Origin of the sequence: Pseudomonas moorei, from assembly GCF_008801475.1 — a bacterium.
Classification (GTDB): domain Bacteria; phylum Pseudomonadota; class Gammaproteobacteria; order Pseudomonadales; family Pseudomonadaceae; genus Aquipseudomonas; species Aquipseudomonas moorei.
Window position 1 is genome coordinate 102,443 of record NZ_VZPP01000017.1, and the last position, 14,783, is coordinate 117,225.

At 60.9% G+C, this 14,783-nt stretch carries 14 protein-coding genes; 11 read left to right on the forward strand and 3 right to left on the reverse strand.

The features are described 5' to 3' along the window. Nucleotides 1–107: 107 nt before the first annotated feature. Nucleotides 108–554: a response regulator gene (locus F7R06_RS26955; RefSeq protein ID WP_090325790.1), complete on the reverse strand. Its 447-nt coding sequence runs from the start codon at nucleotides 552–554 to the stop codon at nucleotides 108–110. A gap of 260 nt (nucleotides 555–814) precedes the next feature. Here F7R06_RS26955 and F7R06_RS26960 point away from each other — a divergent pair, with 260 nt between their 5' ends. From F7R06_RS26960 to F7R06_RS27000, 9 genes are all read left to right on the forward strand, one after another. Beyond that, nucleotides 815–2,749: a putative nucleotidyltransferase substrate binding domain-containing protein gene (locus F7R06_RS26960; RefSeq protein WP_342671318.1), complete on the forward strand. Its 1,935-nt coding sequence runs from the start codon at nucleotides 815–817 to the stop codon at nucleotides 2,747–2,749. Beyond that, a complete protein-coding gene (locus F7R06_RS26965) occupies nucleotides 2,746–3,453 on the forward strand; it encodes a 3'-5' exonuclease (protein ID WP_090325795.1) in 708 nt (235 codons plus the stop codon). The genes F7R06_RS26960 and F7R06_RS26965 overlap by 4 nt, the downstream gene beginning before the upstream one ends. A 186-nt stretch (nucleotides 3,454–3,639) precedes the next feature. After that, nucleotides 3,640–4,158: an RNA polymerase sigma factor gene (locus F7R06_RS26970; protein ID WP_090325797.1), complete on the forward strand. Its 519-nt coding sequence runs from the start codon at nucleotides 3,640–3,642 to the stop codon at nucleotides 4,156–4,158. After that, on the forward strand, nucleotides 4,155–5,138 hold the full coding sequence (locus F7R06_RS26975) for a FecR domain-containing protein (RefSeq protein ID WP_090325800.1): 984 nt from the start codon (nucleotides 4,155–4,157) through the stop codon (nucleotides 5,136–5,138). Before F7R06_RS26970 ends, F7R06_RS26975 begins: the two co-directional genes overlap by 4 nt. Before the next feature lie 214 nt (nucleotides 5,139–5,352). After that, a complete protein-coding gene (locus tag F7R06_RS26980; RefSeq protein WP_090325802.1) occupies nucleotides 5,353–7,788 on the forward strand; it encodes a TonB-dependent siderophore receptor in 2,436 nt (811 codons plus the stop codon). Nucleotides 7,789–7,860: 72 nt separating this feature from the next. Beyond that, nucleotides 7,861–8,991, forward strand: coding sequence for a PepSY-associated TM helix domain-containing protein (locus F7R06_RS26985; RefSeq protein ID WP_090327574.1), 1,131 nt, complete (start codon nucleotides 7,861–7,863; stop codon nucleotides 8,989–8,991). Next, nucleotides 8,988–9,167 carry a hypothetical protein gene (locus tag F7R06_RS26990; RefSeq protein ID WP_090325805.1) on the forward strand — a complete coding sequence of 60 codons (180 nt, stop codon included), beginning with the start codon at nucleotides 8,988–8,990 and terminating at the stop codon, nucleotides 9,165–9,167. The genes F7R06_RS26985 and F7R06_RS26990 overlap by 4 nt, the downstream gene beginning before the upstream one ends. A gap of 287 nt (nucleotides 9,168–9,454) precedes the next feature. Beyond that, nucleotides 9,455–10,753, forward strand: coding sequence for an MFS transporter (locus tag F7R06_RS26995; protein WP_090325807.1), 1,299 nt, complete (start codon nucleotides 9,455–9,457; stop codon nucleotides 10,751–10,753). A gap of 169 nt (nucleotides 10,754–10,922) precedes the next feature. Beyond that, nucleotides 10,923–11,552 (forward strand): glutathione S-transferase, encoded by a 630-nt coding sequence (locus tag F7R06_RS27000; protein WP_090327577.1) that lies wholly within the window; start codon nucleotides 10,923–10,925, stop codon nucleotides 11,550–11,552. A 104-nt stretch (nucleotides 11,553–11,656) separates the two neighbouring features. On the opposite strand, the gene rloA2 is transcribed toward F7R06_RS27000, so the two are convergent. Next, nucleotides 11,657–12,160, reverse strand: coding sequence for a retropepsin-like aspartic peptidase RloA2 (rloA2, locus tag F7R06_RS27005; RefSeq protein ID WP_090325810.1), 504 nt, complete (start codon nucleotides 12,158–12,160; stop codon nucleotides 11,657–11,659). A 305-nt stretch (nucleotides 12,161–12,465) separates the two neighbouring features. Here rloA2 and F7R06_RS27010 point away from each other — a divergent pair, with 305 nt between their 5' ends. Further along, nucleotides 12,466–13,353, forward strand: a complete 888-nt coding sequence (locus tag F7R06_RS27010; protein WP_090325813.1) for a 1-acylglycerol-3-phosphate O-acyltransferase, YihG family — start codon at nucleotides 12,466–12,468, stop codon at nucleotides 13,351–13,353. Here the strand turns inward: F7R06_RS27010 and F7R06_RS27015 are convergent, their stop codons facing one another. Next, the gene (locus F7R06_RS27015; protein WP_090325817.1) at nucleotides 13,354–13,914 is read right to left on the reverse strand and encodes a DUF2780 domain-containing protein; all 561 of its coding nucleotides are present in this window, start codon (nucleotides 13,912–13,914) and stop codon (nucleotides 13,354–13,356) included. 229 nt (nucleotides 13,915–14,143) lie between these two features. Between F7R06_RS27015 and F7R06_RS27020 the strand changes: the two genes are divergently transcribed. Then, on the forward strand, nucleotides 14,144–14,740 hold the full coding sequence (locus tag F7R06_RS27020) for a fasciclin domain-containing protein (protein ID WP_090325820.1): 597 nt from the start codon (nucleotides 14,144–14,146) through the stop codon (nucleotides 14,738–14,740). The last annotated feature ends 43 nt before the right edge of the window (nucleotides 14,741–14,783 follow it).

Below are 14,783 nucleotides of genomic sequence, written 5' to 3' on the forward strand. Positions count from 1 at the left end.
GTCACCGCCTTCCCGCAGGAGCCGGCTTGCTGGCGATCCAGACGCAGCGGTGAATCAGGCAAAATATGTAATCGTTCGTCGCCAGCAAGCCGGCTCTACAGGGGTGACTAAGGCTCCATCCCCAGCTCATGCTTGACCAACTCCAGCAACTTGTCGCTATCAATCGGCTTGAGCAGGAAATCCACCACGCTCAAATGCATCGCGGCGATGGCGTCTTTCACGTCGGCGTCCCCCGAGACGATGATGACCGGCATTGCCGCCCGCACCGATTCACGCACCCGGCGGATCAGATCCAGGCCGTCTATGTGGCCCATGCGCAAATCCGTGATCACCAGGCCAATCGCCGGTTTCTCTTCCAGCATCTTGAGTGCAGTCTCGCCACTGGCAGCGGTCAGGCAGCGAATCCCGTTGACCGCCAGAATCTCCGACAGCAATTCCCGGGCGTCTTTATCGTCATCGACAATCAGCACGCGCTGCGGCGGCAAGTCAGGTTCCAGCATGACGGCACTGAGCGCCTCGCGCTCGGCGTCACTCAAAATATCGTGGTCGGACATGGCTTTCTCTACATGTTCAGTTCAATTCCCTAGCACCGTGGTCAGACATCGCTAAGCAGACCTCCAATGTGCACTTCGTCGGATATTTTTCCAATAGGGGAACGGAGAGGTTTTTCGCACAATCGCGTAAGGCTTTTCCGACATTCCCTCTCACACATCACCTACCTAGACTTACGTCCAATGGGCACCCGGACCGCAGGGGCCGACCATGACTGAGTCATCCGACGACAACAAATCCAAAAAAGACTGCGGTTATGGTTATGAGTAAAGCGGACGCCTTCACACAAGCAGGGAAAACGGCGGTGTTGCAAAACATCCAGGGCACCCTGCAATTTCTTCAGCGCTTCCCGCCCTTCAATCAGATGGAGCACGCGCACCTGGCGTACCTGGTTGAACAATGTCAGCTGCGTTTTTATGCGCCCGGCGAGAGCATCATCAAGCCTGCCGATGGCCCGGTTGAGCACTTTTACATCGTCAAGCAGGGTCGGGTCGTGGGCGAGCGTCCGCACACGGCCAAGGGCGGCACCGAAACGACCTTCGAGATCACCACCGGCGAGTGCTTTCCCCTCGCCGCGCTGCTGGGCGAACGGGCGACCCGTACCGAGCATCTGGCCGCCGAAGACACCTTTTGCCTACAGCTGAACAAGCTCGCCTTTATCAAACTGTTCGCCATTTCCAGCACCTTTCGCGACTTTGCCCTACGCGGCGTCAGCAGCCTGCTGGATCAGGTCAACCAGCAAGTCCAGCAAAAAGCCGTGGAAACCCTCGGCACCCAATACTCGCTTAACACCCGCCTCGGCGAATTGGCCATGCGCCATCCGGTGACCTGCAACCCGATGACGCCCCTGCGCGAAGCCGTGACCCTGATGCACGAACAGCAGGTGGGCAGCATTGTGGTGGTCAACGAGCAAAAGGCGCCGCTGGGGATTTTCACCCTGCGCGACTTGCGCCAGGTCGTGGCCAACGGCACGAATGACTTCAACGAAGCCATCGAACGGCACATGACCCAGGCGCCGTTTTTCCTGTCGCCGGATCACAGCGCCTTCGATGCGGCCATCGCCATGACCGAACGCCACATCGCCCACGTCTGCCTGGTCAAGGATCAGCGTCTGTGTGGCGTGGTCTCGGAACGTGACCTGTTTTCCCTGCAACGGGTCGACCTGGTGCACCTGGCGCGCACCATTCGCAGCGCCCAGCGCGTGGAAAACCTGGTCACGCTACGCGGCGAGATCGGCCAACTGGTGGAACGCATGCTGGCCCACGGGGCGTCTTCAACCCAGATCACCCACATCATCACCCTGCTCAACGATCACACCGTGTGCCGAGTGATCGAATTGACCCTGGCCGAGAAAGGCGACCCGGGCATACCGTTCAGTTGGCTGTGCTTCGGCAGCGAAGGCCGCCGCGAACAAACCCTGCATACCGATCAGGACAACGGCATCATTTTTGAAGCGCGGGACGCCGCCCACGCCGCTGAGATCCGCGGCAAGTTGCTGCCCATCGCCCAACAGATCAACCAGAGCCTGGCCCTGTGCGGCTTCACCCTGTGCAAGGGCAACATCATGGCCGGCAACCCCGAACTGTGTTTGTCCCGAGCTGAATGGGCACGGCGCTTTGCTGCGTTTATCCGCGAGGCGACGCCTGAGAACCTGCTCGGTTCGAGCATCTATTTCGATTTGCGCGTGGTCTGGGGCAGCGAGCAAGGCTGCGAACAGTTGCGCCGCGCGATTCTCGATCAAGTCGGCGACAACCGCTTGTTCCAGCGCATGATGGCCGAGAACGCCCTGCGCAATCGTCCGCCCGTGGGCCGTTTCCGCGAGTTTGTCCTGGCCCGAAAAAATGGCGAGAAGGCCACCCTCGACCTGAAGGTTCAGGGCCTGACCCCGTTCGTCGACGGCGCACGATTACTGGCATTGGCCAACGGCATCGAAGCCAACAATACCCTGGAGCGGTTTCGCCAGCTGGTCGACAAAGAGGTCATCGAGCCGCTGGACGGCGCAGCGTATGAAGAGGCGTATCACTTCATCCAGCAAACCCGCATGCAGCAACACCAACTCCAGACCCGGGAGAATCTGCCCTACTCCAACCGCGTCGATCCGGACAGCCTCAATCATCTGGATCGACGGATCCTGCGTGAATCCCTGCGCCAGGCACAACGCCTGCAAAGCAGCCTGGCCCTGCGGTATCAGCTATGAGCCTGTTTTCATGGCTGCGCCCGGCCGGCCCGATCCTGTCCGGGGAGCTGCAACAACGCCTGCAACGCTTGCCAACGCCCGCCGGACTGAGCGAGTGCAGCCTGCGCGAACAGCGCTGGGTGGTACTCGACCTGGAGACCACCGGGCTGAACCTGAACAAGGACCGCGTGCTGTCCATCGGCGCGGTGGTGATCGAGGACGGCGCGATTGATTTCAGCCAGCAATTCGAACGCACCCTGCAGTGCGCCGAGGTCAAACTCGGCCCCAGCGTCTTGATCCACGGCATCGGTCCCAGCGCGATTGCCGCCGGCAGTGACCCGGCGCAGGCATTGGTCGAATTCATGGAGTTCGTCGGCGACAGCCCGATCCTGGCCTTTCATGCGCCTTTCGACCAACACATGCTCGGTCGCGCCTTGAAAGACCATCTGGGCTACAAGTTGCAGCATCCATTTCTGGATGTGGCGGACATCGCCCCGCTGCTGTGCCCGCAAGCCAACATCCGCGAAGGCGGACTGGACGAGTGGATCGACTGGTTCAAGCTCGAAGTCTTCGAACGCCACAACGCCAGCGCCGATGCCCTGGCCACCGCCGAATTGGCGCTGATCCTGTTCAGCCGGGCGCGGCAGCAGCAGATTCATAGCCCGTTGAATTTGCAGCAGCGCTTGAATCAGTGGAAGCGACGGCAGCACACACCGTCCTTCTGATCTCCGGCCCCATCGCGGGCAAGCCAAGCTCCCACAAGGTTACGCACAATCCCTGTGGAAGCGCGGCTTGCCCGCGATGAACGATGACGCGGTCTCCCGACCAATGCCAATTGCATTACCTCCCCCGCCTCTGACACAATCGCGAACCATTCTCGTTAGTTAATATTTCCCAATCGGTAATGCTACGTGACGCCAGTCCCAAGCCCCCAAAATGAGCTCGTCGGTGCGTTATATCGCGACCATCGCGGTTGGCTGTTGGCCTGGCTTCGGCGCAACGTGGCTTGCCCGCAACGCGCCGAAGACCTGAGTCAGGACACGTTCCTGCGCTTGCTCGGCCGTGAGCAATTGACGGCGCCACGCGAACCGCGGGCCTTTCTGGTGGCGATTGCCAAGGGCCTGCTGTTCGACCACTTCCGCAGAGCCGCACTGGAACAGGCTTACCTGACCGAACTGATGCTGATTCCCGAAGCCGAGCAACCGTCGGTGGAAGAACAGCAAATGATCCTCGAAGACCTGAAAAACATCGATCGCCTGCTCGGCAAACTGTCGAGCAAGGCGCGGGCGGCGTTTCTCTACAACCGTCTCGACGGCCTAGGACACGCACAAATCGCCGAACGCCTGGGTGTCTCAGTGCCACGGGTGCGCCAATACCTGGCCCAAGGTATTCGTCAGTGCTACATCGCGCTGTACGGCGAGCCGACGTGAGCCCGCTCAGTTCCAGGCCGGTGTCGGCACAGGTGCTGGACGCCGCGATCGCCTGGCAGCTGTCGCTGGATTCCGGTACCCCGGTCGAGCGCGAAGCGTTCGCCAAATGGCACGCCGCCCACGAAGAGCATGCGCGCGCCTGGCGCCAACTGGGCATGCTTGACCAGCGTTTCAGCGTCGCCAGCGGTCCGGCCCGCACCGCCCTGCTGCAATCGCGCGAAAACATTCGCCGGCGAGTGCGCAAGCTTGGCAGCGGCCTGGCCAGTGTCGTCGCCGTGATTGGCCTGGCGCTGTTCACTGCGGATCGGTACCTGCCAATCGACTATTGGCTGGCGGACCAGCGTACCGCCACCGGCGAGCAACGCACCCTGCGCCTGGCCGACGGCACGCTGATCAACCTCAACACCCACAGTGCCATCGATGTGCGCTTCGACGAGAAGCAGCGCCGGCTCATTCTCCAGGAAGGCGAAATCCTGGTCGAAACCGCCCATGGCGATGCCCGTCCGTTTATCGTCGAAACCCGCGAAGGCAGCATGCGTGCCCTCGGTACGCGGTTTCTGGTCAAGCGCGAAGCAGAAGGCACGCGCCTGAGCGTATTGAAGTCGGCGGTGGCTGCGCATCCTGAATCGAGCCCGGAAGAACAGATCCTGCGCGAAGGCCAGCAAGTGCTGATACGCAACAACGGCATGGGGCCGATCGGTGCGCTCAACCTCGGCGCGGATGCCTGGACCCGCGGCATGCTGGTGGTGGATAACGCGCGCCTGGAGGACCTGGTCCGTGAGCTCGGCCGTTATCGTCCCGGACATCTGGGCGTCACGCCGGCAGTGGCCAACCTGCGAATCACCGGCAGCTTCCCGCTCAAGGACACCAACCTGGCACTGAACGCGCTGCTGCCGACCCTGCCGGTGCAGATCGACCAGCACACGCCATGGTGGGTGACGGTGGCGGCGAAGACTGAGGCCAAGCGCAATCCCCTGTAGGAGCTGGCCTGCCAGCGATGGTCGTTAACGATAACGCCATGCTCATTGGATAAACGCGGGGCTTTTAAGGGCATAGCTGGGCAAACCGGCTCATGCTGGTCCGCGATGACCTCGAAATAACTGAATCGAAATTATTTTCATCCCGCCCTATCACTTTTCATTTTTCACTCGGCACCCAGGCAATTGAGAAATATTCCCTTTCAGGAGCCGCCGTATGCCCCGTTCCCCAGACACCTTGTTGCGCCCCGGTTTGCTGGCGGTTGCCATTGCGCTTTGCGCCCCCCTGGCCAGCAGCCAATTGATTGCCGCTGAACAGGCGACCAGCGTTCGCGCCTACGACTTGCCGGCCGCGCCCCTGGCCAGCACGCTGAACCAGATCGCCAGTCAGGCCGGCCTGGCGTTGTCGCTCGATCCGTCGCTCGCGGCGGGCAAGACCTCGGCACCGGTCAAAGGCCAGTTCGACGCCCCTGGCGCCCTGCGTGAAGCCTTGCGCGGCAGCGGCCTGCAACTGGAACAGAGCGGCACCGGCACCTACAGTCTGGCGGCCGTTCCCGAGGGCGCGTTGGCCCTGCCGGCAACCAGCGTGATCGGCGTAGAAGACACTGAAAGCGCCTGGGGACCGGTGCAAGGCTACCTGGCCAAGCGCACGGCCGCCGGGACCAAGACGGATACGGCTCTGGCCGAAGTGCCGCGTTCGATTTCGGTCGCCACTCGCGAGCAGATGCAAGATCGCGCCGTACAGAACCTGGACGACGCCGTCCGTTACATGCCCGGTGTTGTCGCGAGCAGCTACGGCAGTGACAGCCGCGCCGAGTGGCTGAAGGTCCGCGGATTTGAACCGACTCAATTTCTCGATGGCTTGCCGCTCCCCAAGGGCGCCTACACCATGCCGAAAATGGAAACCTGGGATCTCGAGCGCGTGGCCTTGCTGCGCGGCCCCGCATCCTCGGTGTACGGCCAGACACCGCCCGGAGGGTTGATCGATATGGTCAGCCGTCGTCCTGAAGCCTTTGCCAGCAACGAAGTGCAACTGCAGATCGGCAGTTATCAGCGCAAGCAGATCAGCTTCGACAGCACCGGCCCCGTCGACGACGAAGGGCGTTTTCTTTACCGTGTCAGCGGCGTGGTACGGGACAGCAACACCACCATCGAGCACAACGACGACAAACGCTACAACATCGCTCCCAGCCTGACCTGGAACATTGATCCCGATACCCGACTGACCCTCCTCAGCCAGTTCAACCGTGACGATACCGGCATCACCAGCCAGTTTCTGCCGTTGCAAGGCACCAAGCTTTCATCGCCTGCCGGCGAGGTGAAGTACCACAAAAACCTCGGCGACCCGCAATGGGAGTTCTACGACAAGACTTACTACGCCCTGGGTTATGCCTTTGAGCACCGGATGAACGACGTTTGGCAATTCCGTCAGAACCTGCGCTATACCAAGAGCGATCTATCCTTCCAGGGCATCACCGCGGGCGGGTTTTATGGTTCGGTCAGTGACGACGGCACCGTGGCCCGGGGCGCCAACATCGTCAACGAAGACATCAGCCAGTTCGCCGTGGACAACAACTTCCAGGCCGATTTTGAAACGGGCCCGCTCAAGCACACTGTGTTGCTGGGACTTGACCATCAGCGCGTCAACACCAACTACCAATGGCTGTATGGCAGCGCACCGACCAGCAATATCATCAACCCGATTTACGGCCAGGACTTCAGCAACGTCAGCTACACCGCGTTCAATGACTACAACCAGAAGACCCATGACACAGGCCTCTATGCCCAGGACCAGATGGCCCTCGATAACTGGCGCCTGACGGTGGGTGGGCGGCAGGACTGGCTGCACACCGACTCGACCTTCTACAACCTGAACGACGCCAGGGACACCCGTAACGACACCGCCTTCACCGGCAATGCCGCCCTCAGCTATGTGTTCGATTCCGGCTTCACCCCTTACGTCTCCTATGCCGAGTCCTTTCAAGCCGAAGCAGGTGGTGCCAATGGCCAGGCTTTTCGCCCGGGCACTGGCAAACAATATGAAGTGGGGCTCAAGTACCAGCCTCCAGGCAGCGATATGCTGTTCACCGCCGCCGCCTATGACCTGACGCGAAAAGACATCGTGCTCAGCGACACCCTTGGCGTATCGCGTCCACTGGGTGAAGCCAAAGTGCGTGGCTTCGAGCTGGAAGCCACCGGCGACGTCAACGAAAACCTCAAATTGACGGCAGCCTATACCTACGCCAACACCAGGATGACCAAAGTCACCAGCCCCCTGGACCAAAATCGCCCCCTGCCACTGACGCCGGAAAACCAGGCCTCTGCCTGGGCTGACTACACCTGGCATACCGGCGTCCTGGATGGTTTTGGACTTGGATTCGGCGTGCGCTACATCGGCGAGACCGACAACATCGCGATCGGAAGCATGGAATTCGTGCGCGATAAATCAGACGGCCATACCGATTCCTACACCGTCTATGACGCCGCTGTTCATTACGACCTGGGCCGTCTGAACAATACGCTCAAGGGCGTCAGTGTTGCCGTCAATGCCAATAACGTATTCGACAAGGAATACATCTCAACCTGTGACGGCTTCTATTGCTACTACGGCGACCGCCGCAACGTCATGGCCAGCGTCAACTACAAGTGGTAAGGGCGTGACCTGACCTGCCCCACAACCAGGCCGTCCTCCATGGACGGCTTCGGTATATCCGAAGGCCATGAAATGAAAAGCAAAACAATTCGCCGCTGGTCCGTCGTGCACACCTGGAGCAGCCTGATCTGCACGGTGTTCCTGCTGATGCTGGCCCTGACCGGCCTGCCGCTGATTTTCCATCACGAGATCGACCATTTGCTGGGCGACGCCGCCGAGCTGAAGGTTATGCCTGCGGACACCCCGCACCTGAACTTGCAGCAGTTGGTGCAGGCCGCCGAAAAGCATCGCCCCGGCGACGTCGTGCAGTATTTCGGTTTCGAGGACGATGAGCCCGACGCCGTGATCGCGATCATGGCGCCCACGGCCGGAACCGAACCGAATTCGTCTCACACCTTCATGCTCGACGCCCGCACCGGCCAGGCGCTGGAGATGCCGTCGGCCAATGGCGGCTTGATGATGGTCATGCTGCGCCTGCATGTTGACCTGTTCGCCGGGCTGCCGGGCAAGTTACTGCTGGCGGCCATGGGCATCCTGTTCGTGGTGGCAATCATCTCCGGCACCGTGCTGTATCTGCCCTTCATGCGGCGCTTGAAATTCGCCACCGTGCGCCAGGACAAATCCACCCGCCTGCGCTGGCTCGACCTGCACAACCTGATCGGTGTCGTGACCCTGACCTGGGCCTTGGTGGTCGGCGTGACCGGGGTCATCAGCGCCTGCGCCGACTTGCTGATCGCCGCCTGGCGCAACGACAGCCTCAGCGCAATGATCGCGCCGTACCGCGATGCACCGCCGCTGACACAACGGGCGCCCGCTACCCGCTTACTGGACATCGCCAACAAAGTCGCGCCAGACATGCAGCCAGACTTCATCGCCTTCCCCGGCACCCGCTTCTCCAGCGAGCACCATTACGCAGTGTTCATGAAAGGCAGCACGCACCTGACCTCGCACCTGCTGACGCCAGTCCTGATCGACGCCAGCACCCTGCAAGTCACAGCCGTGGCCGAACGCCCGTGGTACATGGACGCCATGGGCATGTCGCAGCCACTGCACTTCGGTGACTACGGCGGCCTGCCGATGAAAATCCTCTGGGCGACCCTGGATGTGCTGACGATCATCGTGCTCGGCAGCGGGGTTTACCTTTGGGTGGTACGGCGCAGAGCCGCGAAACCGCTGCTGGAAAAAGCGGAGAGCATGGCATGAGGCCCCGGCAGTCGAACTTCTGGAAGGTCTTCGCGACTCCCGCCGTCATCGCTCTGTTCAGCGCCGCCGGGTTGTTTGCCGCGCTGCTGGGCGATGGCGTTTGGGACGCCCTGAGCTGGCTGGGCCTCGGCATCCCCGCTGCGCTTGGCCTGCGAGGGTTGTTGCAACGCAATTGACGCCCCCCCCTGTAGGAGCGAGCTTGCTCGCGATGCACTCGAATTCGCCGCGGGGCATCAGGCTCCCCGCGTCATCGTTGACGACCATCGCGACGGTGCGACGATTCGACAGGCTCGCTCCTACAAGTTATACGACGACTATCTATTCCGCCGGTCGCCTCACCCTGCAAATACCCTGACATATTTGTTGACACTTTAACCTGTGTGCTTCTATAAAGACGCATGTTGTACGACAACCTACAACAACGGCAACACCAAAAAATCCAAAAATAAAGAATGGTGAAGTGATGAAAGTCAAAGGCATCCGTTGGTGGATGGTCGGTCTGGTGACTGCCGGCCTGATGGTCAACTACCTGGCTCGCAATACCCTCTCAGTGGCCGCTCCGACCCTGATGAGCGAAATGAACATCTCCACCGAGCAGTACTCGCACATCGTCGTTGCATGGCAGCTTTGCTATGCGTTCATGCAACCGGTCGCCGGCTACATCATCGATGCCATCGGTACCAAAATGGGCTTCGCCATTTTTGCCTTCGCCTGGTCGATCGCCTGCGCGCTGGCGGCACTGGCGACGGGCTGGCAGGGACTGGCGTTTGTCCGCGGCCTGCTCGGCCTGACGGAAGCGGCCGGTTTGCCGGCGGCGGTCAAGACTTCCACTGAATGGTTCCCGGCCAAAGAGCGCTCGGTGGCCATCGGCTGGTTCAACATCGGCTCGTCGATTGGCGCCGTGCTGGCGCCGCCTCTGGTGGTCTGGGCCATCCTGCACAGCGGCTGGGAGCTGGCGTTCCTGATAGTGGGTGGTCTGGGCGTGGCCTGGACGTTCCTGTGGATGATCCTCTACAAACATCCGCGCGATCAAAAACGCCTGAGCGATGAAGAGCGCGACTACATCCTCAGCGGCCAGGAAGATCACTTCAAAGACACCACCCATAAAAAAGGCAGCTGGAAGAAGATCATCGGCAGCCGCAACTTCTACGCCATCGCCAGCGCCCGGATGCTCTCCGAGCCAGCCTGGCAGACCTTCAACGCGTGGATTCCGCTGTACCTGATGACCGAGCGCCACATGAACATCAAGGAAATCGCGATGTTCGCCTGGCTGCCGTTCCTCGCCGCTGATCTGGGCTGCGTGCTCGGCGGCTACCTGAGCCCGTTCTTCCACAAGTACTGCAAAGTGTCGTTGTTCACCTCGCGCAAAATGGTCCTGCTGTTCGGTGCCTCGTGCATGATCGGCCCGGCGTGCATCGGCCTGGTCGCCAGCCCCTACACCGCCATTGCGTTGCTGTGCATCGGTGGTTTCGCTCACCAGACCTTGTCCGGCGCGCTGTACGCCATCACCTCCGACTCGTTCGGCAAAAACGAAGTGGCCACCGCCACGGGCATGGGCGGCATGTTCGGCTACCTGGGTGCGGCCGCCTTCACCCTGGTGTTTGGCGTGATGGTGACCAAGATCGGCTACAGCCCGCTGTTCGTGGTGCTGGCGATTTTCGACATCGTGGCAGCGTTCATCGTCTGGACCGTTGCTCGCGAGCTCAAGCCTCAGGCAGTTTCAGGCCCTGAAGCCGCGCAGACGCTGCAACCCGCCAGCTAAAACGCAATACCTGCTCGCGATGGCCGATAACGATGACGCCGGGCACCTGACACCGCTCGGCGCGCTCAGGTTTTTCGCGAGCAGGCTCGCTCCTACAGGTGACGGTGATCTTGAGCTATCGCCTCCACACGTTATGCTGCGTGACACCGCCACCGACCGAGTCACTGCCATGTCCACCCCGAGCATGACCCTGTACCACAACCCTCTCTCGCCCTTCGTGCGTAAAGTCATGGTGCTGCTGCACGAAACCGGTCAACAGGACCGCGTGGCTTTGCAGACCAGCGTACTGACGCCGGTCAGTCCCGACCTGACCCTCAACGAAGACAACCCGTTGGGCAAGATCCCCGCGCTGCGTCTGGACGACGGCAACGTCATCCACGACAGCCGGGTGATCCTCGACTATCTCGACCACCAGCACGTCGGCAACCCGCTGATTCCCCGCGAGGGCTCCGCCCGCTGGCGGCGCCTGACGCTGGCCTCCATGGCGGACGGCATCATGGACGCCGCCGTGCTGATCCGTTACGAAGTGGCCCTGCGCGCCCCGGAAAAACACTGGGATGAATGGCTCGACGGTCAGCGTGACAAAATCCGCCGCGCCCTGGCTTTGCTGGAAAAAGACGCGATCGCCGAACTGACCAGTCATTTCGATGTGGCGGCGATCAGCGTGGCCTGTGCCTTGGGTTACCTGGATTTGCGCCATCCGGACCTGGCCTGGCGTGATACGAATCCGCAGTTGGCGGCGTGGTATTTCGAGGTGAGCCAGCGGCCTTCGATGTTAGCCACGATGCCGAAGGTTTAACCTGACGACGCCAACGCACTAGCCGTTCTGATAGTGGGCAAACACTGAAAAAGCTCCGTGCAAGGTCCGGCCAACCGGACCTTGCACGGTGCTCAACCCATGAATCAACAATCCGGCTTGTCCGCCGTAAACCTTCTCGCCGGATTCACCGCCGCACCGAACTCGCGCAGGGCCTTGGCGCCGATCAGCAACGGATAGTTGAAGTTGCTGCGATCCGTCAGGTTGACCTCAACCGTGCGCTTGACGTTGCCCAGGCACAATTCCAGCTCGACCACCGGGCGCTTGGTCGGTGCGGCGGTTTCTTCGTCTTCGTCCTCTTCGGAGCGGGTCTTGATCTTGCTGATCCGCGCGACCTTGTGTTCGTAGACCTTGTTGCTCGCATCCTTGGTGGCGAGGCGGAAACGCACCCAGTTCTCGCCATCTCGGGTAAAGGTTTCGATGTCCTTGGCCGACAGCGACGCCGTCAGGGCGCCAGTGTCCATTTTCGCCTTGAGTACTTCACCGCCGATTTCCGGCAGCGCGATGTATTCGTAACGCCCGTACAGGGTGGGCTCGGCGGCCAGCACCGGCAGGGCTAAAAGGGACAACAGTGCGAGAAGGGATTTCACGTGATGGGCGTCCTGGATAAATGGGGCAGCGAAATTTTAGACCCTCAGCGGGCAATTCGTTCGTTCTTGAAATCGCCTCGCAGGCAAGCCGCACTCCCACAGGGTCTTGTGTGACTCAAAAACACCACAATCGACGGTGGGAGCGGGCTTGCCCGCGAAGGGGCCGGTGCCATCAACATCGTGATGGGGCCTGATATTCCCACCCAGCCTACCCACCCAAGGGTGAAACATTCGTCATCAGCCGATTTGGCCTGCCGCCCGAAGCTGCTTATCATGGCGCGCCCAAACGCTTTCAAGAGTTACCTATGCGCCGCCTGCTCACCGGCTGTTTCGTCACCCTGCTGCTGTTACTCAACACCCTGACCCTGATCGGGCCCTTGATGGTGTTTGCCCTGCTCAAACTGATCCTGCCCGGCCGCTTTCGCGATTACGCCTCTTGGTCGGTGATGTGGATCGCCGAGACCTGGTCGGAAATCGACAAGCTGATCTTCCGTCTGTGCATCCCCACTCAATGGGACATACGCGGCGGTGACGACCTGCGTCGCGACACCTCCTACCTGGTCATCAGCAATCACCAATCCTGGGTCGACATCCCGGCGCTGATCCAGACACTCAACCGACGCACACCCTTCTTCAAATTCTTCCTCAAGAAAGAGCTGATCTGGGTGCCGTTCCTGGGCCTGGCGTGGTGGGCGCTGGATTACCCGTTCATGAAGCGCTACTCCAAGGCGTTTCTGGCCAGGCACCCGGAGTTGGCCGGCAAGGATCTGGAGATCACCAGACAGGCCTGCGAATTGTTCAAGCGCCAGCCGGTGACGGTGGTCAATTATCTGGAAGGCACTCGCTACACCGCAGCGAAAAGCGCTCAGCAGCAGTCACCCTTCACTCACCTGCTCAAGCCCAAGGCCGGTGGCGTGGCGTTTGTGCTGGCGGCAATGGGCGAACAGCTGGATGCGATTCTCGACGTGACCGTGGTCTATCCGCAGCAGGGAATTCCGGGGTTCTGGGATTTGATCAGCGGCAACGTGCCAAGGGTCATCATCGACATCAAGACCCGCGAACTCGACCCGGCGCTGTGGCAGGGCGATTACGAAAACGATCCGCGGTTTCGCGAAGACATCCAGAACTGGGTCAACCAGCTCTGGATCGAAAAGGACTGGCGCATCGACGCATTGCGCGGCGAGAGCCGTTGATCAACTGCCGGTGCCGATGCCGGTCCCCCAGATGCCGCCCAGGCTTTGCAACAGCGAACCGGTAACACCTTGCTGACCGAGGTATTGCAGGATCACCGGGGCAAACATACCGACCATGCCGCTGTCCATGCCCAGCGTGCTGAAGGCGTTGTTCAAGTCGTTGGTGTCCTTGACGTTGCCCAAGGCATTATCCAGCCCTGCCGCCTTGCCGGTTGCACCGAGCAAACCGGTGAGCAAACCCAATTCGCCACCACCCGACAGGCTGTCGATTCCCGGCACACTCTTGGCCAGTTCCGAATAGTCGGTCGAACTCAGCTGATTTTTCGCCAACGCCAGCATCGCTCCGGTGCCACCGATCACTTGTTGCGGGGTTACGTTCAACTGGCTGAGCGCGCCCAGCAAGTCGGCTGTCTGCGGCGTCGGTGCAGCATCAGTGGCGGCGTTACCGCCCTGCATCCCCGAAATGGCGTTGGCGGCATCGCCCAGGCTGAACTGAGCGAAGACCGGGCTGGCCGCCAGACTCATCAACGAAGCCAGTGCAAAAGCGCGTGAAATCTTCATCCAGACATCCCCTATGAAAAACCGCCCGGCAGTGGGCGGTGAAAAGCTGTGTGTTGGACTGGTATCCCCCGACATTGTTCCCGCCCCTGTAGGAGCGAGCCTGCTCGCTCCTACAGGGATCAGATTTATCACAATATTTTCCCGGTGCTGCATCCAGCTTGCCCCCACGCCCGTATATCAAGCACGGACAGACATTCCTGGCCGATTCTCCCCCAAAAGGATCATCACCATGATACGCACCTCGATCAAAACACCGTTGATTGCCAGCCTGCTGACCCTCGCCCTTGGCGGCACCTTCGCCCTGACCACCACCGCACAAGCCGCCACCATGACCCATGACAGCGTGATGGTCGGTGGCCAAAGCATGCTGCCGAGCAAAGACATCGTCGATAACGCGGTTAATTCCGCCGACCACACCACCCTGGTCGCCGCCGTGAAGGCCGCGGGCCTGGTCGACACCCTCAAGGGCAAAGGCCCGTTCACCGTTTTCGCTCCGGTCAATTCGGCGTTTACCGCCCTGCCCGCCGGCACCGTCGACACCCTGCTGAAACCGGAAAACAAAGCCACCCTGGCCAAGCTCCTCACTTACCACGTGGTCGCCGGCAAACTCGACATGATGACCCTGGCCGAGAAGATCAAGGCAGGCGGCGGCAAGACCGAACTCACCACAGTCGCGGGCGGCAAGCTATGGGCGACGATGAACGGCCCGCACAACATCACCATCAAGGATGAAAAAGGCGACGTCGCCGACATCACCACCTATGACGTGTACCAGTCCAACGGCGTGATTCAGGTCATCGACAAAGTCCTGATGCCGAAAAGCTGAGCCATGTCGCCGGCCCCGCGCCTGGGGGCCGGCGGTTTTCCGG